This is a genomic window from Streptomyces sp. NBC_01257 (assembly GCF_035917255.1).
Lineage (GTDB): Bacteria > Actinomycetota > Actinomycetes > Streptomycetales > Streptomycetaceae > Streptomyces.
The window spans coordinates 8077121-8101406 of sequence record NZ_CP108472.1 but is presented as its reverse complement, the minus strand read 5'-3'; the positions used below and the strand labels follow the sequence as shown (position 1 = coordinate 8101406).

Here is a 24286-nt window from a genome sequence, read left to right as displayed (position 1 = left end):
GCACCATGCGGGAGCCGGTGGAACTCAGGCGTCAGCGAATCCTGGCGGTGGTGGAGTCGCGCGGCGCGGTCAAGGTGAGCGCGCTCGCGGAGGAGCTGGCCGTCTCCGTCGTCACGGTCCGCCGGGACGTGGAGGAGCTGGCCCGGGCGGGGCGGCTGCGGCGGGGGCACGGTACGGCGCGGCCGGTGCGCGATCCGGCGGGGCCGCCGGCCGTTCCGTCGCCCCGGGCGGGTGAGACCCCGGGCGACGGGGGCGCGGTCGCCCTGATCGTTCCGGAGCGGCATTCGTACCTGTACGAGACGCTGCACGGCGCCCGGACCGTCCTGGAGGACGCCGGCATCCGCATCGCCCTGCACATCGCACCGCAACTGGCGGGCGCCGAACGGCCGCTGGCGGAGCGGGCGCTGGCCGACGGGGCGCGCGGGCTCCTGATCGCCCCGCGCTGGCGCAGCGCCGAGTCCGAGGAACAGGACTACGGCTGGCTGGCGGACGTGGGCGTGCCGACCGTGCTGATGGAGCGGCGGCCCCGGCCGGGCAGCGCCCTGCACGCCCTGGACTCGGTCTGCTCCGACCACTGGTACGGGATGCACCTCGCGGTGGAGCACCTGCTCTCGCTCGGGCACCGCCGGATCGTACTGGCCGCCCGCGACGACAGCCCGACGGCGCGCACACTGCGGGCGGCCTTCGCCGACATCGCGGCGGCGCGGCCGGAGGTGGCGGACTGGCCGGTGGTGCTGAGTTCGCCGGACGCGGTGCCCGGACCCGGGCCTTCGGGGGCCGGACAGCAGCCCGCGGGGGCCGTGCCGGAGGGCGCCCCGCTCGATCTCGCCGCGCTGCTGCGCGAGCGCGGCGCGACGGCGGCGGTACTGCACGGTGACGTGGACGCGCTGATGCTGGTGCAACGGCTGGCCGAGAGCGGGGTCCAAGTGCCGCGGGACTGCTCGGTCGTGGCGTACGACGATGTGGTGGCCGCACTGGGCAGCACCCCGCTGACCGCGGTGTCCCCGCCCAAGGCGGACATCGGCAGGGCCGCCGCCGAGCTGCTGCTGCACCGGCTGTCCGGGGCGCCCGGGGCGGCGGGGCCGGTGCGCAGGACCCAGTTGCTGCCTGCGCTCAAGGTCCGCGGATCGACGCAAGCGATCACCCTTGCCACGGACTGAGCGTTTGACCGCTTCAATTTTCTTCTGAGCGATCTATTGACCGCTATCGATCAGCCGATCAGGATTCCCCGTGTCTTGAATCAGGAGCCGCGGGAGGCGCCCATGCCCGGTCGACAGAGCCGTCGATCCGTGCTCGCCACGATGACCGCACTACCGCTGGCGGGTGCCATGAGCGCCTGCAGCACCGGTTCATCGGGGTCGGACAGCACGAGCAGAACCAGCACCGCCGGCAGCAGGGCCGGCCGCAACGCCACGCACATCACGTTCTGGTCCGCCCTGCGCGGGAGTCAGGAGGTGGTGGACGCGTTCAACCGGACGCACGACACGATCCAGGTCGACTTCCAGCAGATCCCCTCGGGACCGCAGGGCGGTTACGCGAAGCTCAGCAACGCCTCGCGGGCCGGGAACGCCCCGGACGTCGCGACGATCGAGTACCCCCAGCTCCCGGGCTTCGCCATCGACGGGGTCGCCCGGGACCTCACGGACCTGCTCACCGACCGCCTGCGGGCCGAACTGCTGCCGCAGGCCCTGGCGCTGACCACGTTCGAGAAGCGCGTCTTCAGCGTGCCGCTCGACGTCGAACCGATGGTGATGCACTACCGCACCGACCTCTTCGCCGAGTACGGCATCGAGGTCCCGCGCACGTGGGACGCCTTCGAGGAGGCGTCCCACACGGTGCGCACCAAGGCGCCCGGACGGCGGCTGACGGCCTTCGCGACGGACGGGGCGTTCCAGTTCGCCTCGTTCGCCTGGCAGGCGGGTGCCCGGTGGTTCGACACCGGGGGCGGCGCCTGGAACGTCTCGCTCGCCGACGAACCGACCCGCCGCGTCGCGGCGTACTGGCAGCGGATGATCGACCAGGACCTGGTCGTCATGACCCCGGTGGACAGCAGGTCCTACGACGCCCTGCTCAGCACCGGCAAGGTGCTGACCCGGCTCAGCGGTGCCTGGGACGCCGGGGCGCAGATGAACGCCCGGCCCGGCCAGAAGGGCAAGTGGGCCGTCGCACCGCTCCCCCAGTGGAACGCGGGCGACGCCTCCCTCGGCACGCACGGCGGATCGACCTTCGCGGTCACGAAGGACAGCCGGCACCCGGAGCAGGCGCTGGAGTTCATCGAGTGGCAGGTCTCGCACCCGGACGCGCTGCGGGCCCGGCTCTCCAGCGGGGCCAGCAGCCAGTACCCGGCCGCCCCCGGCCTCGTCGCCGTCGGCCGCAAGGCCTTCGACCGCGGCTACTACAACGGCCAGGACATCTACACCCTGTTCGAGCAGGAGGCGCGGAAGATCGGGAACTGGACGTGGGGGCCGCGGATGACCGCCACGCAGAAGGTCATGCAGGACGGCTTCGCCCGGATGAAGGGCGGCCAGGGCTCGCTGCTCGACTCCGTGCGCGCCGCCCAGCGGGGCACCATGCCCGACCTCAAGGCGCTCGGTCTGTCCACCACCGAGCACAGCGACTGAGCCGTGAACCCTCCCCCTTCCCCGCAGCAGAGAGGCAGGTGACTCCCATGACCAGCCCCCTCACCACCGCGGCCTCCGCCCCCGCGCCAGCCGCCGCGGCGCCCCGGCCGGCCACGTCCCCGCGCGCCGCCCGCAAGTCGGCCCGGCGTCGCGAACTCGGCGCGGCCGGCGCCCTGATGACCCCCTTCTTCATCCTTCTGGTGACGGTCTTCCTGATCCCCGTCGGGACCGCCGTCTGGCTCAGCTTCTTCAGCGACGACCAGCCGGGACTCGGCTTCGGGCCGGAGCGCACGGTCTTCGTCGGACTGCGCAGCTACACCGCCGTCCTGACCGATCCGACGTTCCTGAGCGGTCTGGGCACCGTCGTCCTGTACTGCGTGATCTACATCCCGGTCATGGTGATCGGCGCCCTCGCGCTGGCACTGCTGCTGGACTCCGGAGTGGTGCGGCTGCGCACCTGGGCGCAGCTCGGGCTGTTCCTGCCGCACGCCGTACCCGGGATCATCGCCGCCGTCATCTGGCTCTACCTCTACACACCGGGGCTGAGCCCGGTGGTCGACCTGCTCGGCAAGGCCGACATCACGATCGACTTCCTCGGTGTGCACACGGTGCTGCCGTCGATCGTGAACATCGCCCTGTGGAGCAACCTCGGCTACAACATGGTGGTCTTCTACGCCGCCCTGCAGGCCGTGCCGCGCGAGGTCATCGAGGCGTCCGTCGTCGACGGCGCCGGTCCCGTCCGCACGGCCCTCCAGGTCAAGACTCCCCTGGTGCGCTCGTCGGTCGTGATGGTCGCCATGTTCACCCTGATCTTCGCGCTCCAGCTGTTCACCGAGCCGATGCTGCTGAGCCAGTCGACGCCGATGATCAGCTCGCGCTTCTCGCCCAGCATGTACATCTACGACGCCGCGTTCACCCGTAACAACTACGGTCTGGCCGCCGCCGCCTCGGTCGTCCTGCTGGTCTGCACGGTCGCGCTCTCCTACGGCGTGACCCGCTGGACCAACCGCTCCAACGCCTCCGAGGAGGACGCCCGATGAGCGCGACGAACCCCACCCGTGCCGCCGCCACCCTGCGGCCCCGGCTCCTGGGCCGTTCCGTCGTCAACGTGGTCGTCGGCATCTCCGTGCTGTACACGCTGCTGCCGGTGCTGTGGCTGGTGCTGGCGGCGTCCAAGGACCGCGACGCGCTGTTCGGCAGCGACGTCCTGTCGCTCGACCACTTCTCCTTCGCGCAGAACATCAAGGACCTGTTCGCGATGGACGGCGGTCTGTACACGCGGTGGTACGGCAACAGCCTGCTGTACGCGGTCCTGGGCGCCGCTCTCGGTGCGCTGGTGAGCATCGCCTGCGGGTACGCCTTCGACAAGTACCGCTTCGCGCACAAGGAGAAGCTGTTCGGTCTGGTGCTCGCCGCGGTGATGGTGCCGCAGACCGTGCTCGCGCTGCCGCTCTATCTGATGGCGTCGGGCACCGGATTGGTGAACACCTTCTGGTCGGTCTTCATCCCGGTGCTCTTCAACCCGTTCGGCGTGTACCTGGGCCGGATCTTCAGCCAGGGCTACGTGCCGAACGAGGTGCTCGAAGCCGCCCGGGTGGACGGGGCGGGCGAACTGGCCACGTACTTCCGGGTCGCGCTGCGGATGCTCGGTCCGGGTCTGGTCACCGTGTTCCTCTTCCAGCTCACCGCGATCTGGAACAACTTCTTCCTGCCCATGGTGATGCTCTCCGACCAGGACCTGTATCCCGTCAGCCTCGGCCTGTACACGTGGAACAGCGCCGCCACCGTCTCGCCCGAGTACTACCCCGTGGTGATCATGGGTTCGCTGCTCGCGGTCCTGCCGCTGATCCTCGCCTTCGCGCTGCTGCAGCGCTTCTGGAAGTCGGGGCTCACCGCGGGCGCCGTGAAGTAGCCGGAACCGTGTCCCCGCCCTACCCGGACCAGGAGAGAGATGACCGGCACCACCCCCGCCCAGGCCGATGGGAGGCGACGGCCGCGCGCCGCCGTCGCCATGCGGCCCGACACAGCGACCGCCCTGCTGAACGCCCCCTCGCTCGCCGCGCTCTCACAGGTGTGCGACCTCGCGCCGCTGCCCGTACTCGACGACTTCACCACCGACCGGGCCCGTGCCGTGCTCGCGGACACCGAACTCCTGGTCACCGGCTGGGGCTGTCCGCCCCTGGACGCGGCGGTGCTCGCCTCCGCACCCCGGCTGCGCGCGGTCGTGCACACCGCGGGCACCGTCCGCGGGCACATCACCGACGCCTGCTGGGAGCGCGGCATCGAGGTGTCCTCGGCCGCGGCCGCCAACGCGCTCCCGGTCGCGGAGTACACCGTCGCGATGATCCTGCTCTCCGGCAAGCGGGCGCTGGAGCGGGCGCACGCCTACCGGTCGGAGCGCCGCCGCGACGACTCGCTCACCACCTCACCCACCCTGGGCAACTACGGCCGGACCGTGGGCATCCTGTCCGCGTCGCTCATCGGACGCCGGGTGATCGAGCTGCTGCGCCCCTACGACCTGCGGGTGCTCCTCCACGACCCGTACGTCTCCGACGCGCAGGCCGCGGAGCTCGGTGTCGAGGCGGTCGGGCTCGGGGAACTCTTCGGGCGGAGCGATCTGGTGAGCGTCCACACGCCGCTGCTGCCCGCCACCCACGGCCTCGTCAGCCGTGAACTGCTCATGTCCATGCGCCCGGACGGCGTGCTCCTCAACACCTCGCGGGGCGCCGTCGTCGACCAGGACGCGCTCGTCGACGTCCTGCGCACGAACCGCATCCGGGCGGTCCTCGACGTCACCGCCCCCGACACGCTGCCCGCCGGCCACCCCCTGTGGGAGTGCGAGAACGCCCTGATCACCCCGCACCTGGCGGGCTCCCAGGGCAACGAGTGGCAGCGGCTCGTCGACCTGGCGGTGGGCGAGGCCGAACGCTGGGCCGCGGGCGACGGATTCGCCCATCCCGTACGACGCGAAAGGCTGGCCTTCCTCGCATGACCGATCCGCACCCGAACTCCCCGCTGGAACTCCCCGCCGACGACCGGAGCGCGAGCCCGGTCACCGGCTACACCCGCGCCCACTGGGAGGCCGCGGCCGACGGTCTGCTGAAGGCCGCCTGGCAGTGGGCCACCCCCGGCAGCGCCCTGCTCGACCTGCCCGGACGCCCGTCCGCCTCCGGGGTCCGCTCGGACGGCCTGGAGGGGTACGCGCGCACGTTCCTCGCCGCCGCCTTCCGGGTCGCGGGCGCGGGCGGCAAGGACCCGCACGGCTGGCTCGACCGGTACGCGGACGGGCTCGCGGCCGGTACCCGTACGCCGGGCCGGGACGACGCCGAGTCCTGGCCCCTGATCCTCGACCACACCGTCTTCGGCCAGCCCATGGTGGAGTCCGCCTCGGTCGCCATCGGGCTGCGGCTCACCCGGCCGTGGCTCTGGGACCGGCTGGACCCGGCGGTGCAGGACCGCGCCGAGGAGTGGCTGCGCGGCGCCCTGCGGCACGTCCCCGCACCGAACAACTGGTACCTGTTCCCCTACTCGGTGGCCGGGTTCCTGGAGTCGGTGGGCCGTGGTGACGCGGAGACCGCGCGGGCCAGGGAGCGGGCCCGCGACCTGATGGAGGTCTGGTACCGGGGCCAGGGCTGGTACGCGGACGGCGACGGCCGGGCCTTCGACCACTACAACGGCTGGGCGCTGCACCTGTACCCGGTGCTCGACGCCCATCTGTCCGGCGACGCGGAGCTGTCCGCGCACTACGGGGCGCGGCTGAACGAGCACCTGGAGAGCTTCTCGCTGCTGTTCGGCGGGGACGGGGCGCCGATCCACTTCGGCCGTTCGCTGACATACCGGTTCGCGGCCGGTGCGGCGGTCGGGCTCGGCGCGCTCACCGGCCACACCCCGCTCACGCCGGGCGCGTCCCGCCGGGTGATCAGCGGCTCGCTGCGCTACTTCCTGGACCGCGGTGCGACCGGCACCGACGGGCTGCTCAGCCTGGGCTGGCACGGACCCCACGAGGCGACGCTCCAGCCCTACTCGGGCCCGTCGTCCCCCTACTGGGCCTCGAAGGCCTTCGTCTCGCTGCTCGCCCCCGCCGGCCACCCGCTGTGGACGGCCACCGAGGAGCCGGCGCCCAGCGAGGGACCCGACCGGGTGCTCGCGCTGCCGGCCCCGGGTCTGCTGGTGCAGTCGACGCGGGCGGACGGGATCGTGCGGCTGCACAACCACGGCAGCGACCATGTCCGGCCGCACGAGGGCGAGTCGGCCGCCGAGGACGATCCGCTGTACAGCCGTCAGGCGTACTCGACGGTCACCGGTCCCACCGCCCGGGCCAACGTGGCGGACAACCACCTGTCCGTGATCGTCGCGGGGGCCCGCAGCCGCCGCCGCGCGATCCGCCCGCTGGGCGCGGGCGGCGGCGAGGGCTGGGGCTGGGCAGCCTCCTGGCACCGCCCGGTCTTCCCGAGCGGCGCGCCGACGGAGCCGGGCCTGCGCGTGGAGAGCGTGACGGTGGTCCGCGGCCGGTACGAACTCCGGGTGCACCGCGTGCTCGGAGCGCCGCCCGGCGCCCGGGTCGAGGAGACGGGCTGGGCGACCGGCCCCGAGTCCGCGGTCACGTCCGCGCTGCACGGTCTGCACGGCTGGGAGTCGCGCGACGAGGTACGCGCCCCGCAGGGCACGGCGTACACACCGTGGGCGGTGCTGCCCCGGCTGAACGCGGCCGCCGAGGGCACGGTGGTCCTGGCGGCCCTGGCCTCGCTGAGCGCGGAGCCGGGTGCGGACGGGCTCGACGCACTGGACGCGGTGGTGAGCGGGGTGAACGTCGACGGGGACACGGTCGAGGTCTGCTGGGCCGAGGACTCGGCGACGACCCGGATCGCCTTCGGCCCGGTGACGGTCACGCACGGCTGACGACGCGGACGGGGGTGCGCACCGGCGCCCCCCCCCCCGTCCGTCACCTCACACCTCCGTCGCGTCACACGTCCGTCGCCTCAGGCGTCCGTGCGGATCACGACCGCCAGGGTCCGCGGGCCGTGGACGCCCTCGACCCGTTCGAGCTCGATGTCGGAGGTGGCCGAGGGGCCGCTGATCAGCGTCGTCGGCCGCTCCGGCACCAGCCGCGCGACCGCCTCCGGTACGCCCACCTCGACGGTCGACAGATCGACCACGCAGACGTGCAGGTCGGGCACGAGTGACAGGGCGCGCCGGCCCTGGTCGGGCGAGCCGTCCAGGAAGATCGTGCCGGTCTCGGCGCAGCCGGCGGCCGATGCGGTGACGACGCCGTCGAGGGCGTCGAGCCGGGGCGCCGGGATGTCGGCGGAGTCCTGCCGGACCTCCCCCTCGTAGGCGGACAGCCATGCGGGATCGAGCCCGGCGGGCACCCCGATCCGGCCGGCTCCCCGCTCCCTCAGCACCTCGGCGACGACCTCGGCCGTACGGTCGGCGGTGCAGGGGTGGACCTGGGCCTTGTAGTCGACGAGCCGGTCGGTGAACAGGGCGAGGCGCTCCGCGTCGGGCAGGGTGCGCCCGGTTCGGTAGTCACGCGGGACGGGCGTGTCGGCGGCGGGTGCGAGGGCCAGGGCGTCCCGGACGCGGCCGAGCACCGTTTCGCGAGCGGTCGTCACTTCTCCTCCTCCTGCTGCTGGTTCTGCGCGTACTCGTCGGCGGCGGCCCGCATCGTCGCCGTGCCCTCGGCCGAGGCGAGCCACGAGCGGAAGGTCTCCTTGGGCGGGGCGGGGGTGTCGCGGCTGTCGCTCCAGCCGTTGAACGGCGGCGGCAGGTGGGAGATCTTCCCGTCCTTCCCGGCGAGGGCACGGCCGAGGCCGGACGCCTTCTGCGCGGCCGTGAACAGCTTCGGCTTCCTCATCACTCCGGCCGCCGCCTTCATCGCGAGCTTCTCGGCCGTTGTACCGGACTGTTCGGTGTGCTGGTGGCGCAGCTCGACCAGGAGCGACGGAATGTCGATCTTGACGGGGCAGGCGTCGAAGCAGGCGCCGCAGAGGCTGGAGGCGTACGGCAACGAGCTGTTGGGGTCGTCCTTGGCCGCGTGCATGCCGGCGAGCTGCGGGGTGAGGACCGCGCCGATGGGGCCGGGGTACGTCGAACCGTAGGCGTGGCCGCCGGCCCGTTCGTACACCGGGCAGACGTTGAGACAGGCCGAGCAGCGGATGCAGTTGAGCGCCTCGCGGCCGATCCGGTCCGCGAGGGCCGCGGTGCGTCCGTTGTCGAGCAGCACGAGGTGGAAGGTCTGCGGCCCGTCGCCGGGGGTGACTCCGGTCCACATCGAGGTGTACGGGTTCATCCGCTCGCCGGTGGAGGAGCGCGGCAGCAGCTGGAGGAAGACCTCCAGGTCCTGGTAGCGCGGCAGCACCTTCTCGATGCCCATGACGGTGATCAGGGTGTCGGGCAGGGTCAGGCACATCCGCCCGTTGCCCTCCGACTCGACGACGGACAGGGTGCCGGTCTCGGCGATGCCGAAGTTGGCTCCGGAGACGGCGACCTTCGTCGTCATGAACTTCTCGCGCAGATAGGCGCGGGCCGCGGCCGCCAGGTGGGCGGGGACGTTGTCCAGGGACGGGTCGACGCCGGGGATCTCCTTGAGGAAGATCTCCCGGATCTCGTCCCGGTTGCGGTGGATCGCGGGCACCAGGATGTGCGAGGGCTTGTCGTGGGCGAGCTGGACGATGAGCTCGGCGAGGTCCGTCTCGTACGGGGTGATCCCGATCGATTCGAGGTGCTCGTTGAGGCCGATCTCCTGGGTGGCCATCGACTTGACCTTGATGACCTCCTTGCTGCCGGTCTCCTTGATCAGCCGGGCGACGATCTCGTTGGCCTCGCCGCCGTCCCGCGCCCAGTGGACGGTGCCGCCGCGCTCGGTGACCTTGCGCTCCAGCTCCTCCAGGAGTTCGGGGAGCCGGTTCATCGTGTCGGTCTTGATGGCCGATCCCGCGTCGCGCAGTTCCTCCCAGTCGGGCAGCTCGCCGGTGACGTTGAGGCGTTTGGCGCGGATGGTGTGGGTGGCCCTGCCGAGGTTGCGGCGCAGCTGCTCGTTGCCCAGGTCGTCGTGCGCCGCCGCGGGGAACTTCCGGTCCCCGCGCAGATTGCCGGTTCCGTACGGGGAGCGGGGCGGGGTCGCGGGCATGCCGAGAAAGGTGTTGCTCATCGGACGGCCTCCGTCGGGACGTGCGGCGAGGTGCGGGTGGAGGAGAGGATCTGCGCCAGGTGCAGGGTGCGGGTGCCGGACCTGATCCGGGAGAGCCCGCCGCCGATGTGCATCAGACAGGACGAGTCGCCGGCGGTGCACACGGCGGCGCCGGTGGTCGCGATGTTGCGCATCTTGTCCTGGAGCATCGCGGTCGAGGTGTCGGCGTTCTTCACGGCGAAGGTGCCGCCGAAACCGCAGCAGGCATCGGCCTCGGGCAGCTCGACGAGGTCGATCGAGTCGACGGCCCGCAGCAGCCGCAGCGGCTTGTCGCCGACCCGGAGCATGCGCAGGGAGTGGCAGGTGGGGTGGTAAGTGACCCGGTGCGGGAAGTACGCGCCGACATCCGTGGCGTCCAGCACGTCGACGAGGAACTCGGAGAGCTCGTACGTCTTCGCCTTCACCGTGGCGACGCCCGCGCGCAGCGCCGCGTCGCCGTAGCGTTCGGCGACGATCTCGTGCTGGTGGCGGACCGAGCCCGCGCAGGAGCCCGACGGCATGACGACGGCGTCGATGGAGGCGTCGCCGAACTGCTCGGCGAAGTTGCGCACCAGGGGGACGGGCTCGCGCTGGTAGCCGGTGTTGACGTGCATCTGGCCGCAGCAGGTCTGGCCCGGCGGGAACACCACGTCATGGCCCAGGCGGGCCAGCAGCACCGCGGTGGATTTCACCGCCTCGGGGAAGAGCGTGTCTCCCAGACAGGTGGCGAAGAGTCCGATGCGCATGGTTCTCCCCGATCAGTTCTCGGCGTGATGTCCGTACGGGTGGTGCCCGTGCAGGTGATGTTCGCGCGTTTTATGGTCCGACCATACTATCCTCAAGCCGGAACCCGGAAGGGAAGGCACGCGAAAGCCGCCGTGGCACCCGGGCAGGGCGGCCACGACGGCTCAGGTCAGGAACGAGGCAGCGGGGAAGGTCAGGTGGCGGTCTTCTCGTCGACCAGTTTTCCGTGCAGTCCCCGGATGTGCGCCTCGACGAGGTCGGCGGCCCGCTCCCCCTCGCCCGCCCGGACCAGGCCGAGCAGTTCGGTGTGGTCGGCGTTGAGGGCGGCGGCGGTGGCCGGCCAGTCGTCGGCGGCCTCCAGGGCGCGCAGGATCAGCGGCCGGACCGATTCGCGCACGGCGGAGGTGAGCGTGGAGGTCAGCTCGTTGCCGGAGCTGCGGGCGATGTGGACGTGGAAGCGGGTGTCCAGGTCGTTGAACTCGGCCACATCGACGTCCGGCTCCCCCATCCGTACGAGCAGCGCCTCGGCCTCGTCCAGGCCCGCCTCCGACGCGTGCCGTGCGGCGGCCTCGAAGCTGGACCGCTCCAGCACGACGCGCGCCTCCAGGACGTCCTCCAGGCTGTAGCTGCCCAGGGCGAAGTGGAGCCGGAGCAGCCGGCCGAGCGCGTCGTCGGGATTGCGGACGATACGGGCCCCGGCGTCCGGGCCCCGGCCCGGCTGGGCGACCAGGACACCGATCGTCTCCAGCACGCGCAGCGCCTCGCGCAGGGCGGAGCGGCTCACTCCGAGGACGGGGGCGAGCTCCCGTTCGGGCGGCAGCCGGTCACCGGCCTTGAGATCACCGTCGAACACCCGCTGCTCAATGCTCTGGAGCACCAGCTCATGCGTGCGCGACTGCCGTACGGGCTGCCATTCGACGGGCATCCGCCACCCCCTGCCCCGGCCGGAGCCGTTCCGTTGCCGACCAGTCCTGTCCGAATCTCCCACTATGTCACACACGGCATGTGGTCGGACCAGAAAGCCGCCGCAGGAAACGGACCCGTCCTGCTGTCTCCCCCGTCTGCCTAGTACGTCACCACGACCCGGCGGGCCACACCGTCCACCCGCACCTGGCCGCCGTACGGGATGATCAGCTGCGGGTCCGTGTGGCCGAGGTCGACGTCCAGGACGGCCATCGTGCCGGGGGCGTACTCGTTCAGCGCACGCAGCACCGCCTCGCGCTGCCGCTCGCGGTACCGCTCCCCGGCCCCGGGGTCCAGGGGCTGCTCGAAGGACCAGTTCTTGGCCCGGCCCATCAGCAGCGCGGGGAACCGGCGCAGGAGTCCGCGCTCCCCCATGTTCCGCAGGATCCGGTAGACCTCGTCGGCGCTGATCATCTCCTCGCTGGTTTCGAGGAACAGCACGCGGCCCTCGTACTCGGCCGCCGGACGGATCTCCCGGTCGGCCATCAGCATCCAGGACAGGATCTCCAGGTTGCCGCCCCAGCTCGCCCCCTGGACCACACGGCCGGCGTTGTGCCAGGTCCAGCCGTCGGCGGGGCGCATGCGGGGTTCGTCGTCGAAGGTGCGCGGGTCCTCCCAGCGGCCGTTGACGCTGCCGCTCTCCTTCGCCAGCGTCAGTTCGTGGTCGTCGCGGGTGAACAGTGCCGCCCGCAGCGACTCGGCGGTCAGCGGGTGCAGGGCGCCGGGGCGGCCGAGCTCGACCATCACCGATCCGCCGTGGTAGCCGACGATGCCGAGGCTGTCGAGGAACACCAGGAGGTTGATGTTGTCGCTGTACCCGAAGAAGGGCTTGGGGTGGGCCCGCAGCAGTTCCCGGTCGAGATACGGGAGCACGGTGATCTGGTCGTCCCCGCCGATGGTGGCGATGACCGCCTTGATCGACGGGTCGGCGAAGGCCGCGTGGATGTCCGCGGCGCGCTCCTGCGGGGTCGAGCCCATCTTCCGGGTGCACGGATACTCCACCGGCTCCAGCCCGAACTCGTCCCGGAGCCTGCGCAGGCCGAGTTCGTACGGCAGCGGGAGGATGCCGGGGAGCCCGGACGAGGGGGACAGCACGGCGACGCGGTCGCCGGGCACGGGCTTGGCGGGATAGCGGGGTTCCGTCATCCGTTGAGCCTAATCAGCACCCCGCGCACTGTCCCCCGGATTGTCGCCGGGCACGGGGTCACCCCGTCCAGGGTTCACCGGTCGGCGTGCCCTGGTGGAAGTACATCCGCCAGCGCGCGTCCGACCGCCGCCAGAGCGAACTGCGCCTGACCCGGAAGCCGTTGCGTTCGGTGACGAACGTGAGGTGGACGAGGTCCGGGGCCAGCAGCACCCCGGTCATCTCGACGGCCACGCTCGGTCCGGCGTTCTCGTCCGCGGCCGAGGTGACGTCGAGGATCGACGTCCGGTCGTAGCGCCGCCCGGATGCCCCGAACTCCACGAACGCCGGGTCGAGAAGTTCCGTCACCACCTCGGGCGACGCGCGCACGACCGGATCGAGCAGACGCAACTCGCCGTCGACGGCTGCCTGCACGGACCGCTGCTCCTCATCGCTTCCGCTCATGCGTGAACCCTAGGCGCAGAGGGCCGGGCGTGCACGGACCGGCGGCCCCCGTCGGAGGCGGGCCGGGCGGCTGTCAGGACACGCCCTGAGACCGGGCGCGGCACAGTTCCTCGTCCACGAGCCTGCCGATGGCCGCCTGGGTGTTCTCGCCGCCGTCACTGGTCGTGTACACCACGGCGGTCCGGGTCCCGTCCCGGGTGCTGCCGCTCCAGGTGTGATAGCCGAGGAGTTCACCCGGGTGCCCGAAGTAGCTGCCACCGCAGGACAGGGTGATCTCGCCCAGCCCGAGTCCGTACCGCACGCCCAGCTCGGGGGCGTCCACGGTGGTCGTCATCTCCCGCAGTTGCGCCGGAGCCAGCAGCCGGCCGCCGAGCAGTGCGGCGTAGAAGCGGTTCAGGTCGTGCGCGGTGCTGATGATCGAGCCGGAGCCGACCGCCATGCTCGTGTTGAGCTCCGTGACGTCGATGCCGATACCGGCGCCGGCGCCCGCTCCGAAGGTGGCGTAGCTGTGGGCGTGCGGCCCGGGGACGGACGGGGAGGTGCCTGGCGTACTGGTGCCGCTCAGACCCAGCGGGCTGATGATCCGCGCCTTCACCTCGTCCTCCCAACTCCGGCCGGTGACCCGGTGGATGATCATCGCGGCGAGCGTGTAGTTGGTGTTGGAGTACGACCAGCCCTGTCCGGGTCGGAACGTGCGGCGCTTCCGCATCGCCAGGGCCACCAGTTCCTCGGGGGTGTAGGTGCGGAACCGCTCGGCGCGGTAGCCGGCCGCACTGTTGAGCGAGGCGATCTCCGGGAGGATGTCGGAGATGCCGCTGGTGTGCTGCAACAGCTGCCGTACGGTGATCCGGCGGCCGTCGTTCCCGTTGCCCCGGACCACGCCCGGCAGCCATCGTTCGACCTTGTCGTCCAGGGACATGCTTCCCTCGGCGACCAGTTGCAGGACGACCGCCGCGGTGAACGTCTTGGCGGCGCTGCCGATCCGCACCCTGCCGTTGTGCGGCATCTGCCGTCCGGTGCCCGGCTCGGCCGTCCCGGCGCGTGCGCTGTCCCGGCCGTCCGGCGACGTCACCTCGGCTTGGACTCCGACGGCCCCGCTGTCGTGGATGGCGTCCACCTGCCGCTCCAGCGGATCGGCCTGCCGCCCCGTCGCCCCGGCCGCCGACGCGGTCGACGGGGCGAGCAGCGCAGCGGTGACGCCGGTCAGGGCGAGCAGCCCTCTCCAACGCCTGGATGACACACGCATGGTGATTCCCTTCCGGGTCCGGATTGCCTGCGTCCCTCATCCCACCAGCGCTGGGCGAAGGGACCCATCCGGCTGTCCCCCGGCATGCCGGTGCGCTGCCCCCACGACGAGGCGTGGGGATACCCCCCGTTCGCGGCTCCGGCCCCCGTGGCGCAAGCGCCCGCTCAGTCGGTGAACGAGCCGTGGCGGCCGGCCCCGCGGCTGAACCGGGCGGCCCCCGCACCGGTCTCACCTGCCGTCAGGGGCACCAGACCGTGCCGGAGCTCCGCGGCGAGGGCGTCCGGTTCGCTCAGTCCGTGCTGTTCGCGGACGGAGAGCCGGTCGTGGCGCAGGCACAGCTGGGGGAACCCGGCCATCTCGCGGGCGAGTTGCTCCGCCGCCTCCCGGGACTCGCCCGTGGGGACGAGCCGGTTGACGAGCCCCATGCCGTACGCCTCAGGGGCCGGTACGGCCCGCCCGGTGAGGATCATGTCCAGAGCCCGGCTCTCACCGATGAGGCGCGGCAGCCGTACCGTGCCGCCGTCCACCAGCGGCACACCCCAGCGGCGGCAGAACACCCCGAAGACGGCGTCCTCCTCGGCGACCCGGAGATCGCACCAGGCGGCCAGTTCGAGGCCGCCGGCGACCGCGTGCCCGGCGACGGCGGCGATGACGGGTTTGCCGAGCCGCATCCGGGTGGGGCCCATCGGCCCGTCCCCCTCGGCGGCGACCGTGTTGCCGCGCGCGGTGCCGATCGCCTTGAGGTCGGCGCCGGCGCAGAACGTGCCGCCCTCGCCCCACAGCACGGCGACCGCCGCATCCGGATCGGCATCGAACGCACGGAAGGCATCGGCCAGTTGGCGGGCGGTCGGGCCGTCCACCGCATTGCGCACCTCGGGGCGGGACAGCACCACCGTGAACACGGGGCCCTCTCGCTCGATCCGTACGGCGTCGCTCTCGCTCATCGTTCGCCCTCCCACGGGTGCCGGTCGGGCCCGGCGGTGGACCGTGCGCCCGCCGTGCCCCGCTCCCGCGAACCGTACGGGAGGCGGGAGCGGGGCCCGGCCCGCGCCGGTCTCCGCTCAGACCGCCGCTGCGACCGCCGCGGGCCGCAGGATCACTGGCAACCGCTGGAAGCCGTTGGCGATGAAGGAGGCCTGCGGGACGAGTTCGCTCACCGGGACGGCGAGGGCGAGGTCCGGGAAGGCGTCGAACAGCGCGCGCAGCGCGATGCCGGCCTCCATCCTGCCCAGCGGCGCACCCAGGAAGAAGTGGACGCCGTGCCCGAACGCCAGGTGGTCCGAGGACTCCCGGGTGACGTCGAACTCGCAGGCGGTGTCGCCGTGCACGGACGGATCGCGGCCCGCCGCGCCGAACGCGAGGAGGATCGCGTCGCCCTTCCTGATGCGGACGTCGCCGAGGTCGATGTCCTCGACCGCGTAGCGCCGCACGGGCATCCGTTCCTCGAACGGGAGCAAGGGGACGGGGGTAACAGACCATCCGCGAGGGCGACTTCGGCCACGGGCCGGCGGTGGTCCGTAAGCGCGCCCGACGGCCCGTCAGCAGGACGTCACCACAGGGCAGTTCGCGGATGCGAAGCGTGGCACCTCACGGCCTGGAGAGGAGTCCCGTCGGGCTGTTCACCGAGCCCCCGGCAGGACTGGCGGAACACCTCGGGGCGGGACATCGCGACATCTTCCTGGGCAGCACGCGGGCGGGGCGGATCGACGCTTCGGAGTCACCAGCCACGCGGAGCGACGTGTCCGAACACTTGGTGACTACGGACAAACATGCTCATGGCAAGGCATTGATAGCAATACGACAGAGCGAAACGCCGAAGATACTGATCACAGGAAGCGGCTCAAGCCCACCCATGCCCCACATGTCGGACGGTCGTCGTTCTTTCGGTTCATAGGATTCTCACGCAGCCGGGCTACGGTGGCGGGCGTGACGCAGACGAGCCCGCCCGGCTGGCATCCAGACCCCGGGTACACAGGATTTGGTCCCATCCAGGAACGCTGGTGGGACGGCACTCAGTGGACCGATCAGCTCCGGGTCCCGCCGGCCACGCTCCGCAGCCGCCGGATACGCATCGGCGCGGGCATCACCGCGGCCGTGGTGGTCCTCGCCGCCATCGGCGGCGGTGTGTACCTGCTGAACGACGATTCCGGCACGACGGAGAACACGGCCACGTCCCCGTCCGCCTCGCCCTCCCCCGCGCCCAGCCGGCAGCCCGGCGCCCCGGGCGGCAGCGGCGGCAACGGCGGCGGCGGTGAGCAGTCCCCCGAGCAGCAGCAGCCGCCGGCCGAGGACGGCTACGCGACGGACATGGCAAGCGGCATCAGCATCCCGGTCCCCGACGGCTGGAAGGGCGAGTCGGGGATGGGCGCGGGCGTGACCACCGGCACCTACAAATGCCCCGGCGACAGCGGGGAGAGCTGTGTACGCGGCGGAGTGTTCTCCGTTCCGGCCGCGGCGCTGAAGCTGACCACCAAGACCGCGAAGGCCACGGCCGAGAAGGACATCGCGGCCAATGCCGAGGAGTCGTACGGCGAGAAGATCTACGGCGGCATCACCTCGCACCAGGAGCTGAAGTCCGAGGCGGTCACGGTGGCCGGCCAGCAGGGCTACCGGGTGCGCTGGAAGGTGGTGACGAAGACCGGCGACGACGGCTACGTCGAATCGCTGGCGTTCCCCTCGCCGCACTCCCCGGACCTGCTGATCGTGCTCCGCTCGGGCTTCGACATCAATCCCAAGGCACCCGCCCTGTCCGTCCTGGACACCATCACCAAGGGCATCAAGGCCGCCTCGGGCGCGGGCTCGGGCCCGGGAACGAACGCATAGGGCGCGCTTCGCCGGCCGCCCCCGCACGGCCCGGGTGAGTACCCGGGCCGTGCGTTCTGAGTACGTCACCCGATCCCGCACCGCTCCGCCGTTGCTGGAATGGAGCCATGGCTCCCGACGCACCCCGCCCCCGCATCCAGCAGGTGACCAGCACCGGCACCACCCTGGCCGTCACCTTCGCCCCGCTGGTGATCGGCGTGCTGCTGGCCCGCACCATGGCCCTGGACCCGATGAGCCACGTGAACGCGCTGATCACCCGCACCGGTCACGGCCCCGGCGTCTCGCCCGCCCAGTGGCGCGGCTGCGGCAGGAGCGCGCTGCGCCGGTGCAGGACGCTGACCCCCCGGGCCCGGCGCGGTGTGCACCGGGCAGCGGGCGCGGTCCTCGGTCTCGCTCAGCCGAGCCGGTAGACGAAGGACGGCCACGGCTCCCCCGTCATCCGCCGCCAGGCCGCGCCCGTCCCTTCGGCGTCCCGGTCACGCGACCGCGTGAAGGCGCTGACACATCCCGCGTGGACATCGGTCAGCGCGGTGCGCCCGGTGAGTTCCCTGGGCCGGCGCAGGGCAGCCACCGCCTCGTCGGTTCGGCCGGCGCCGAGGTGGCCGTCGGCCGCCGCGCCCAGCGCCTTGCAGAGCGCGGACTGTGCGGCGGCGAGCCCGGCCCCGTGCGCCGTCGGGTCCCCCGTCTCCATGAGTTCCCGCAAGACCGTCTCGGCCTCCTCGAAGCAGGCCGCGGCCCCTTCGTCGTCCGCCGCCCGGTAGCGGGCCCGGCCGAGGATCCGCAGCCGGTCGGCGACCAGCGGGCGGACCTCTTCCCCGCCGGACCCGGCAAGGCGACGTGTGATCGCCAGCCCCTCCTCCCCAGCCGCCATCGCGCCGGTGGCATCGTCCGTCATACGCCGCCGGACACTGAGGTTGGACAGCATCCGGGCCAGCTCTCCCTCGTACCGGAGGGGATCGCGCCGGACGGCACGACGGCAGAGTTCCACACCGCGTTCGGTGACGGCGACGGACTCGGGGCCCTCCCGTCGCGGGTGTGGCACCGCGCGAGCGAGTCGAGGGCGGCGGCGAGTCCGGGCCCGTGCTCGTCCGGGTCCGTGACCGCGAGGCGCTCATGGGTTCGGACCAGTTCCTCGCTCACCACCCTCTCCTCGGCGTGGGCGTCCAGTCGGTCGAGGTGGTGGGCCAGGCAGTCCAGGGCGAGCGCGAGCACCGGCTCGCCCACTGCCGGGTCACTGACGCACAGTGCCCGGCTGCATGCCACGGACTCCTCTGCCGTGGCGCGCCCGCCGGACAGGTCTCCGCCCGCACCGACGCACCATGCCAGGTCGATGAGCAACGCGGCACGCAGCAGCCCGACTTCCGGGTGGAGCCACGGAACGAAGGGAGGGACGCACTCCCTGAAGTCGTCGCCCACTGCCACCGCGTCCCCGAAACGGCCGAGCACGCGCAGCCCGCCGATCAGTTCGGCCAGCACCCTGCTCCGGAGCACGACCAGCCTGGCCTGTCGCCACACGGACAACGTCCGCAGCAGTTCCGCACACTCGACGTAGACCGTCACGGACTCCGCTGTGCGCCCGGCCCTGCCGAGGACCCATGCCTGCGCACGCAGAGCGGCGGCTGTGCTGCCCAGGGAAAGATCGGCCCGCCGGGGCACCGCGGACCTGTAGGCGGCCACGCTGTCGCGGGCGGCGACGAGAGCCTCGTCGGCCCGGTCCAGCCGGGCCAGCGCGTAGGTCCTCATGAGGTGGCCGAACGCGGTCCGCTGCGAGGGAACGTGGGCGTCCGGGGCTGTCAGGGAATCCTCGGCCGCGGCGAGCGCCTCCTCGTATCTGCCTGCCTGAAGCAGCAGTTGGGCGTGCAGGGCGAGCGAACGGGCGAGCAGGCCAGGGGCACCGGACCACGCACGGAACACGGCGGCCCGGGACAGGGCAACGGCCTCCTCGCACCAGGCGAGCCGTCGCTCCAGCGGCGGCGGCCGGCGCAGCGTCCCGTGGGACGAGGAGCACCGGAGCAGCGCGGCCGCGAGCAGCGTCCCGCCTCGCCGGTGCCCGTCCCGTCCGGCCACCGGCCGAAGTACCGGCAGAAGCATCCGGACAGCTCTCATGGCGCTCCCCCTCGCACGTGGCGTGTCAGGGGTGACGGCCGACGGAGCCGGATGGTTGCACGCGGCGTGCCACGGCTCCGTCCCCGGTCCGCCACGGCGTCGCCACAGCCCGAAAACCGGTTCCCCCGCCCGCGCCCCGTTCCCTAGACTCGCCACACGATCGCGCCCCGGCACTCCGCCGCGGCGCGCGCACCGTGACCATCGAGGGGAGACCTGCCATGCGCTACCGCACCGCTGTCGTCGTCCCCCTGTCGCGGTTCGAGGTGATCCTGGTGTCTACCTCCGCCCGGCGCCGGCTGCGCGGCCGGCCCCGGACCCCCTGACGAACACCTGAGCCCTGTCCGCTTCCTGACGGACCGTCCACGTGCGCACGCGCCGTGGACGAAGAGGTTCCGCCGCGTCCTGAACAGGCCGCTTCGTCCGGGCATCGCGCCGTCTTCTTCCGGATCATCCCGAAAGGCACGGACCGTGCGTACCGAACTGCACCGTCAGCACACCAGCACCCTCACCGACGTTCGCAACCTGGGCATCCTCGCCCACGTCGACGCCGGCAAGACCACCGTCACCGAGCGGATCCTCTACGCCACCGGCACCACCCACAAGCGCGGCGAGGTCCACGACGGCACGACCATCACCGACTTCGACTCCCAGGAACGCGACCGCGGGATCACCATCTTCGCCGCCGCCGTGAGCTGCACCTGGGCGGGCCGCCGGATCAACCTGATCGACACTCCGGGCCACGTCGACTTCGCGGACGAGGTCGAGCGGGCGCTGCGGGTGCTCGACGGTGCGATCGCCGTGTTCGACGCGGTGGCCGGCGTGGAACCGCAGAGCGAGTCCGTGTGGCGTCAGGCCGACCGCCACTCCGTGCCGCGTATCGCCTTCGTCAACAAGCTCGACCGGGCCGGCGCCGACCTCGACACGGCGGTCGCGTCGATCCGGGACCGGCTGCACACCGTGCCGCTCGTCGTCCAGCTGCCGATCGGCCGGGAGGACGCGTTCGGCGGTGTGGTGGACCTGCTGCGCATGCGGGCCCTGGTGTGGGCCGACGGGCAGGACACGTACGAGGAGGGAGAGGTTCCCGAGGAGCTGCGGGATGAGGCGCGGCGGCGCAGGCGGCTGCTGGAGGAGACGGTGGCTGAGCTCCATCCGGCGGCGCTGGAGGAGTTCTGTGACCGCTCGGAGCTCTCCGAGCGGACGCTCGCCGGCGCGCTGCGCGATCTGACCAGGACCGGTGACGGCGTCGTGGTGCTGTGCGGTTCCGCCTACCGCAACCGCGGGATCGAACCGCTGCTGGAGGCAGTCGTGGCGTATCTGCCCTCGCCACTGGACGTGCCGCCCGTGCGCGGCGTGCTCGGCGACGCGGTGCAGGAGCGGGCCGCCGATCCGGCGGCGCCGTTCGCCGCGCTCGCGTTCAAGGTGAACGCGACCGCGACGGGCCGGCTGACCTATCTGCGGGTGTACTCCGGAACGGTCCGGAAGGGGGAGACGGTGCTGGACGTCGGCGCGCGGCGCAGCGAGCGCATCGGGCGGATCCTGCGGGTCCAGGCGGACCGGCATGTCGATGTCGACACGGCGGTGGCCGGTGACATCGTCGCGGTCATCGGCCCCAAGGCCGCCCGCGCCGGTGCCACCCTGTGCGCACCGGACGCCCCGCTGGTCCTCGAACCGCCCACCGTGGCCGATCCGGTCGTGTCGGTGGCGGTCGAGGCCCTGCGGAGCACCGACACGGAGCGGCTGATGGCGGCCTTGGTCCGGCTGGCCGAGGAGGATCCGTCGCTCGCGGTGCGGACGGACTCCGAGACGGGTCAGACGGTGCTCTCCGGCATGGGCGAACTGCATCTGGAGGTGGCAGCGGAGAAGATCCGCCGCGCCCACGGGCTGGAGCTGCGGGTCGGCAGGCCACAGGTCGCCTACCGGGAGACGGTCGTCCGCGGCGTGTCCGGTCTGGTCTACCGGCATGTCAAACAGGACGGCGGGGCCGGGCAGTTCGCCCATGTCGTGATCGACGTCGAACCGTGGGAGGACCCGGAGGGCGACAGCGGTCCCGGGGCGGTGGAGTTCGCGTTCCGTTCGGCCGTCGTCGGTGGCCGGGTTCCGCAGGAGTACGTGCGGGCCGTCGAGGCCGGCTGCCGGGACGCGCTGCTGGAGGGTCCGGTGGGCGGCCATCCGGTGACCGGGGTGCGGGTGACGCTGACCGATGGCGCCACCCACGCGAAGGACTCGTCGGAGATGGCGTTCCGTACGGCCGGGCGGTTCGCGCTCCGGGAGGCGCTGCGCTCCAGCGCGATGGTGCTGCTGGAGCCGGTCGTCGAGGTCACGGTCACGGTTCCGGACGACGCGGTCGGCGGGGTGCTCGGTGACCTGGCCGCACGGCGCGGCCGGGTGTCCGGCTCCACCGCGCGGGCGGGTGCGGCCGTGATCACCGCGACCGTGCCGCTGGCCGAGCTGTTCGGTTACGCGACGCGGCTGCGGAGCCGGACGCAGGGCCGGGGCACGTTCACGACCCGGGCCACCGGCTACGCCCCGGCGCCGGCGTCCGTGTCCGGTTAGCGCACGGGGCCGGTCCCACCGACAGCGGGTGGGACCGGCCCTCGTGGCGCGGGTGACGTGACCCGCTCCGGCCGGGGACGAACCGGCCTTCCGGACGCGATGGTTGGCCCCGGCCGGCGCCAACCCGCCCCCTACCCGTAGTACTTCAGAGCTACGAGGAGGGTTCACTCCCCGGCGGGACGCAGGCCACAAGGCGCGCTGCGTAGCTTCGGTGCCGCAAGCCCTACAGGCATCCGGCACGGAAGGAACACCGTCCGCCATGGCGCTCCGTACCCGCAGTGGCCGAACCCGCAGGGGCCGTCTGCGCCGGGCCCTGCTCGCCGCCCTGGTCGCCGCCTCGGTGGCCGTGCCGTTATCGGGTGCGGCGAGCCCCGCGCACGTACCGGCGCCCGCACCGACCGTCTCCGGACCGCCGGCGGCCGCCACCCCCGCCGCGCTCGCCGAGCGGTACGCCGCCTCGCGCCGCGACATCGGGGCTGCCGGGCACATGGCCGCCGCCCACGGCGATCACAGGCGCGCCGACGCGCTCCGCGTCATGGCGCGTCCGGCGCGCCGGTTCCTGTCCTTCGACGGCCGCGAGGGAGGCCGGACCGTCGAGGTCGTCGGCGACCTCGCCCGTGCCGAACGGATCGCCGTGCTGGTGCCGGGCGCCGGCGTGCTCGTCGACAACTACTGGCGTTTGCTGGGCGGCGCGAGGGCGCTGCACAAGGAGCTGGGCGACCGGTCCGCGGTCGTCGCCTGGCTCGGCTACGAGACGCCGGCCACGGTCAGCGCGGCGGCGGTGACCTCCGGGCGCGCCGAGGACGCCGCTCATGAACTCCGCCGATTCCTGGGCGAGTTGAAGACACTCAAGCCCGCTGCCCGGACCTCCCTCGTGTGCCACTCCTACGGCAGCGTCGTCTGCGCCCGCGCCGCCTCCGCGCCGGGGCTCGCCGATGTCGTCCTGTACGGCAGCCCCGGCACCGGCTACGACAACGCCGCCGCGCTGAAGACCCGGGCCACTGTCTGGACGGGCCGCAGCTCCGGCGACTGGATCGCCGATGTACCGCACCTGAAGGTCCCGTTGCTCGTCACCGAGATCGGGTTCGGGACCGATCCGGTGTCGGAGGAGTTCGGTGCCAGGCGGTTCCCGGCGGGCGACGTCGGACACAGCGACTATCTGAAGCCGGGCTCCGTGCCGCTGCGGAACATCGCCCGGATCGTCAGCGGACAGGACCTCGGGTTCCCGTCCGAAAGCACTTCGGGAGGCCGTCATGCGTGACTTCGTCCGACGCGTCGAATCCTCGACTCCTCCCGACCGCGACCGCGCTGTCGACGCCCTGCGCGCCCTCGCCATCGCGGGCGTGGTGCTCGGCCACTGGCTCGTGACCGCCCTGGTCGAGGACAGCGGCACCCTGCGGGGCGCGAGTCCGCTCACGTTCATGCCCCACCTCGCCCCCGTCTCCTGGGGGTTCCAGACGCTCGCGGTGTTCTTCCTGGTGGGCGGGATGGTGGGGGCGAGGGGATACGCCTCGGCCCGCGCGCGCGGCACGACGTACCGGGAGTGGGTCGGCGCCCGCATGATCAGGCTCTTCCGGCCGGTCGCCGTCGTGCTGGCGGTGTGGGCCGTGGCGGCGGTCGCGATGCTGGCCGCCGGAGTGGACGAGAGGACGGTGCGCGCGCTGTTCAAGCTCGTCTGGGCGCCGCTCTGGTTCCTGCTGGTGTTCGCCGCGCTCACCGCGATGACCCCGCTGGTGGCGAAGCTCCATCCGCTCTGGCCGCTCGCCGTCGTGCTGCACATCGACGTGATCCGGTTCGGGCTGGGCGGCCCCGACCGGCTCTCCTCGGTCAACGTGGTGGCCGGCTGGCTGGTCCCGTACTGCCTCGGCGCGGCCTGGTCCCGCGGCGGGCTGCGCAGCCGTGCGACGCTCTGGGCGATGCTGCTCGGCGGGGCCGTCGCCGCCGCCGGGCTGATCCTGTGGGCCGGCTATCCCGCTTTCATGGTCGGCGTGCCCGGGGAGAAGATCTCCAACCTCGACCCGCCCAACCTGGCGGCGGTCACGTTCGGCATCGCCCAGTGCGGTGCGGCCCTGCTGCTGCTCGGCCCGCTGCGGCGGGTGCTGGAGCGGCCCGCCGCCTGGGCGGCGGTCGCGGCGGTGAACCTCTGCGCCATGACCGTCTTCCTCTGGCACCAGACCGCGATGATGCTGGTCACCGCGATCGGCGTCCCGGCGGGCGAGCCGCTGCCCGGACTGCACACGGTGCCGGACGGCGGCGGCTGGGTGCTCGCGAGGCTCGCCTGGCTGCCCGCGTTCGCGCTGGCGCTGGCGGTCTGCGTCGCCGCGTTCCACACGTACGAACGAGGCCGGCCGGCAAGGACACGGCGGAGCGGCCGGATCGTTCGCGAGGGACGTCCGGACCCGGCGAAGCTCGTACGGCATGCCCAGGGAGCCTCGCGAGTCCAGCACCCTCCGACGGACACCCCCTGAGGCGGC

At 72.5% G+C, this 24286-nt stretch carries 22 protein-coding genes; 11 read left to right on the top strand and 11 right to left on the bottom strand.

The window, feature by feature from the left end; translation table 11 throughout:
- The first annotated feature begins 5 nt into the window (after positions 1-5).
- The 6 genes from OG408_RS35345 (at position 6) to OG408_RS35320 (ending at position 7520) form a co-directional block, all read left to right on the top strand.
- Positions 6-1160: a substrate-binding domain-containing protein gene (locus tag OG408_RS35345; protein WP_326673694.1), complete on the top strand. Its 1155-nt coding sequence runs from the start codon at positions 6-8 to the stop codon at positions 1158-1160.
- Between the two features lie 102 nt (positions 1161-1262).
- The gene (locus OG408_RS35340; RefSeq protein WP_326673693.1) at positions 1263-2621 is read left to right on the top strand and encodes an ABC transporter substrate-binding protein; all 1359 of its coding nucleotides are present in this window, start codon (positions 1263-1265) and stop codon (positions 2619-2621) included.
- Positions 2622-2668: 47 nt separating this feature from the next.
- Positions 2669-3661, top strand: a complete 993-nt coding sequence (locus tag OG408_RS35335; protein ID WP_266785673.1) for a carbohydrate ABC transporter permease — start codon at positions 2669-2671, stop codon at positions 3659-3661.
- Positions 3658-4533 carry a carbohydrate ABC transporter permease gene (locus OG408_RS35330; protein WP_266785671.1) on the top strand — a complete coding sequence of 292 codons (876 nt, stop codon included), beginning with the start codon at positions 3658-3660 and terminating at the stop codon, positions 4531-4533. The genes OG408_RS35335 and OG408_RS35330 overlap by 4 nt, the downstream gene beginning before the upstream one ends.
- A 39-nt stretch (positions 4534-4572) precedes the next feature.
- The gene (locus tag OG408_RS35325; RefSeq protein ID WP_326673692.1) at positions 4573-5613 is read left to right on the top strand and encodes a hydroxyacid dehydrogenase; all 1041 of its coding nucleotides are present in this window, start codon (positions 4573-4575) and stop codon (positions 5611-5613) included.
- Positions 5610-7520 carry a DUF2264 domain-containing protein gene (locus OG408_RS35320; RefSeq protein WP_266785667.1) on the top strand — a complete coding sequence of 637 codons (1911 nt, stop codon included), beginning with the start codon at positions 5610-5612 and terminating at the stop codon, positions 7518-7520. Before OG408_RS35325 ends, OG408_RS35320 begins: the two co-directional genes overlap by 4 nt.
- Before the next feature lie 80 nt (positions 7521-7600).
- On the opposite strand, the gene OG408_RS35315 is transcribed toward OG408_RS35320, so the two are convergent.
- The 9 genes from OG408_RS35315 to OG408_RS35275 form a co-directional block, all read right to left on the bottom strand.
- Positions 7601-8233, bottom strand: coding sequence for a LutC/YkgG family protein (locus OG408_RS35315; RefSeq protein WP_285564177.1), 633 nt, complete (start codon positions 8231-8233; stop codon positions 7601-7603).
- A complete protein-coding gene (locus tag OG408_RS35310; RefSeq protein WP_326673691.1) occupies positions 8230-9771 on the bottom strand; it encodes a LutB/LldF family L-lactate oxidation iron-sulfur protein in 1542 nt (513 codons plus the stop codon). The genes OG408_RS35315 and OG408_RS35310 overlap by 4 nt, the downstream gene beginning before the upstream one ends.
- A complete protein-coding gene (locus tag OG408_RS35305; RefSeq protein ID WP_266785661.1) occupies positions 9768-10535 on the bottom strand; it encodes a (Fe-S)-binding protein in 768 nt (255 codons plus the stop codon). Before OG408_RS35305 ends, OG408_RS35310 begins: the two co-directional genes overlap by 4 nt.
- Positions 10536-10726: 191 nt before the next feature.
- Complete coding sequence (locus OG408_RS35300; protein ID WP_326673690.1) at positions 10727-11458, bottom strand: FadR/GntR family transcriptional regulator; 732 nt, start codon at positions 11456-11458, stop codon at positions 10727-10729.
- 140 nt (positions 11459-11598) lie between these two features.
- Positions 11599-12642: a S66 family peptidase gene (locus tag OG408_RS35295; RefSeq protein WP_326673689.1), complete on the bottom strand. Its 1044-nt coding sequence runs from the start codon at positions 12640-12642 to the stop codon at positions 11599-11601.
- A 58-nt stretch (positions 12643-12700) separates the two neighbouring features.
- Positions 12701-13084: a nuclear transport factor 2 family protein gene (locus OG408_RS35290; protein WP_326673688.1), complete on the bottom strand. Its 384-nt coding sequence runs from the start codon at positions 13082-13084 to the stop codon at positions 12701-12703.
- A 73-nt stretch (positions 13085-13157) separates the two neighbouring features.
- Complete coding sequence (locus OG408_RS35285) at positions 13158-14330, bottom strand: serine hydrolase domain-containing protein (protein ID WP_326673687.1); 1173 nt, start codon at positions 14328-14330, stop codon at positions 13158-13160.
- A gap of 164 nt (positions 14331-14494) precedes the next feature.
- On the bottom strand, positions 14495-15274 hold the full coding sequence (locus OG408_RS35280) for a crotonase/enoyl-CoA hydratase family protein (RefSeq protein ID WP_266785652.1): 780 nt from the start codon (positions 15272-15274) through the stop codon (positions 14495-14497).
- Between the two features lie 117 nt (positions 15275-15391).
- Entirely contained in the window at positions 15392-15787 is a 396-nt protein-coding gene (locus OG408_RS35275; RefSeq protein ID WP_326673686.1) for a cytochrome P450, read from the bottom strand.
- 469 nt (positions 15788-16256) lie between these two features.
- On the opposite strand from OG408_RS35275, the gene OG408_RS35270 reads away from it, so the two are divergent.
- Complete coding sequence (locus tag OG408_RS35270; RefSeq protein WP_266785650.1) at positions 16257-17153, top strand: DUF2510 domain-containing protein; 897 nt, start codon at positions 16257-16259, stop codon at positions 17151-17153.
- Positions 17154-17260: 107 nt separating this feature from the next.
- Entirely contained in the window at positions 17261-17563 is a 303-nt protein-coding gene (locus tag OG408_RS35265) for a hypothetical protein (protein ID WP_266785648.1), read from the top strand.
- On the opposite strand, the gene OG408_RS35260 is transcribed toward OG408_RS35265, so the two are convergent.
- On the bottom strand, positions 17548-18048 hold the full coding sequence (locus tag OG408_RS35260; RefSeq protein WP_326673685.1) for a hypothetical protein: 501 nt from the start codon (positions 18046-18048) through the stop codon (positions 17548-17550). The two genes, OG408_RS35265 and OG408_RS35260, sit on opposite strands and share 16 nt — an antisense overlap.
- Complete coding sequence (locus tag OG408_RS35255) at positions 18045-19259, bottom strand: hypothetical protein (protein ID WP_326673684.1); 1215 nt, start codon at positions 19257-19259, stop codon at positions 18045-18047. Before OG408_RS35255 ends, OG408_RS35260 begins: the two co-directional genes overlap by 4 nt.
- A 468-nt stretch (positions 19260-19727) precedes the next feature.
- Between OG408_RS35255 and fusA the strand changes: the two genes are divergently transcribed.
- From fusA to OG408_RS35240, 3 genes are all read left to right on the top strand, one after another.
- Positions 19728-21812 carry an elongation factor G gene (gene fusA, locus OG408_RS35250; protein ID WP_326673683.1) on the top strand — a complete coding sequence of 695 codons (2085 nt, stop codon included), beginning with the start codon at positions 19728-19730 and terminating at the stop codon, positions 21810-21812.
- Between the two features lie 259 nt (positions 21813-22071).
- On the top strand, positions 22072-23073 hold the full coding sequence (locus OG408_RS35245; RefSeq protein WP_266785641.1) for an alpha/beta hydrolase: 1002 nt from the start codon (positions 22072-22074) through the stop codon (positions 23071-23073).
- Positions 23066-24280 (top strand): acyltransferase family protein, encoded by a 1215-nt coding sequence (locus tag OG408_RS35240; RefSeq protein WP_326673682.1) that lies wholly within the window; start codon positions 23066-23068, stop codon positions 24278-24280. The genes OG408_RS35245 and OG408_RS35240 overlap by 8 nt, the downstream gene beginning before the upstream one ends.
- The last annotated feature ends 6 nt before the right edge of the window (positions 24281-24286 follow it).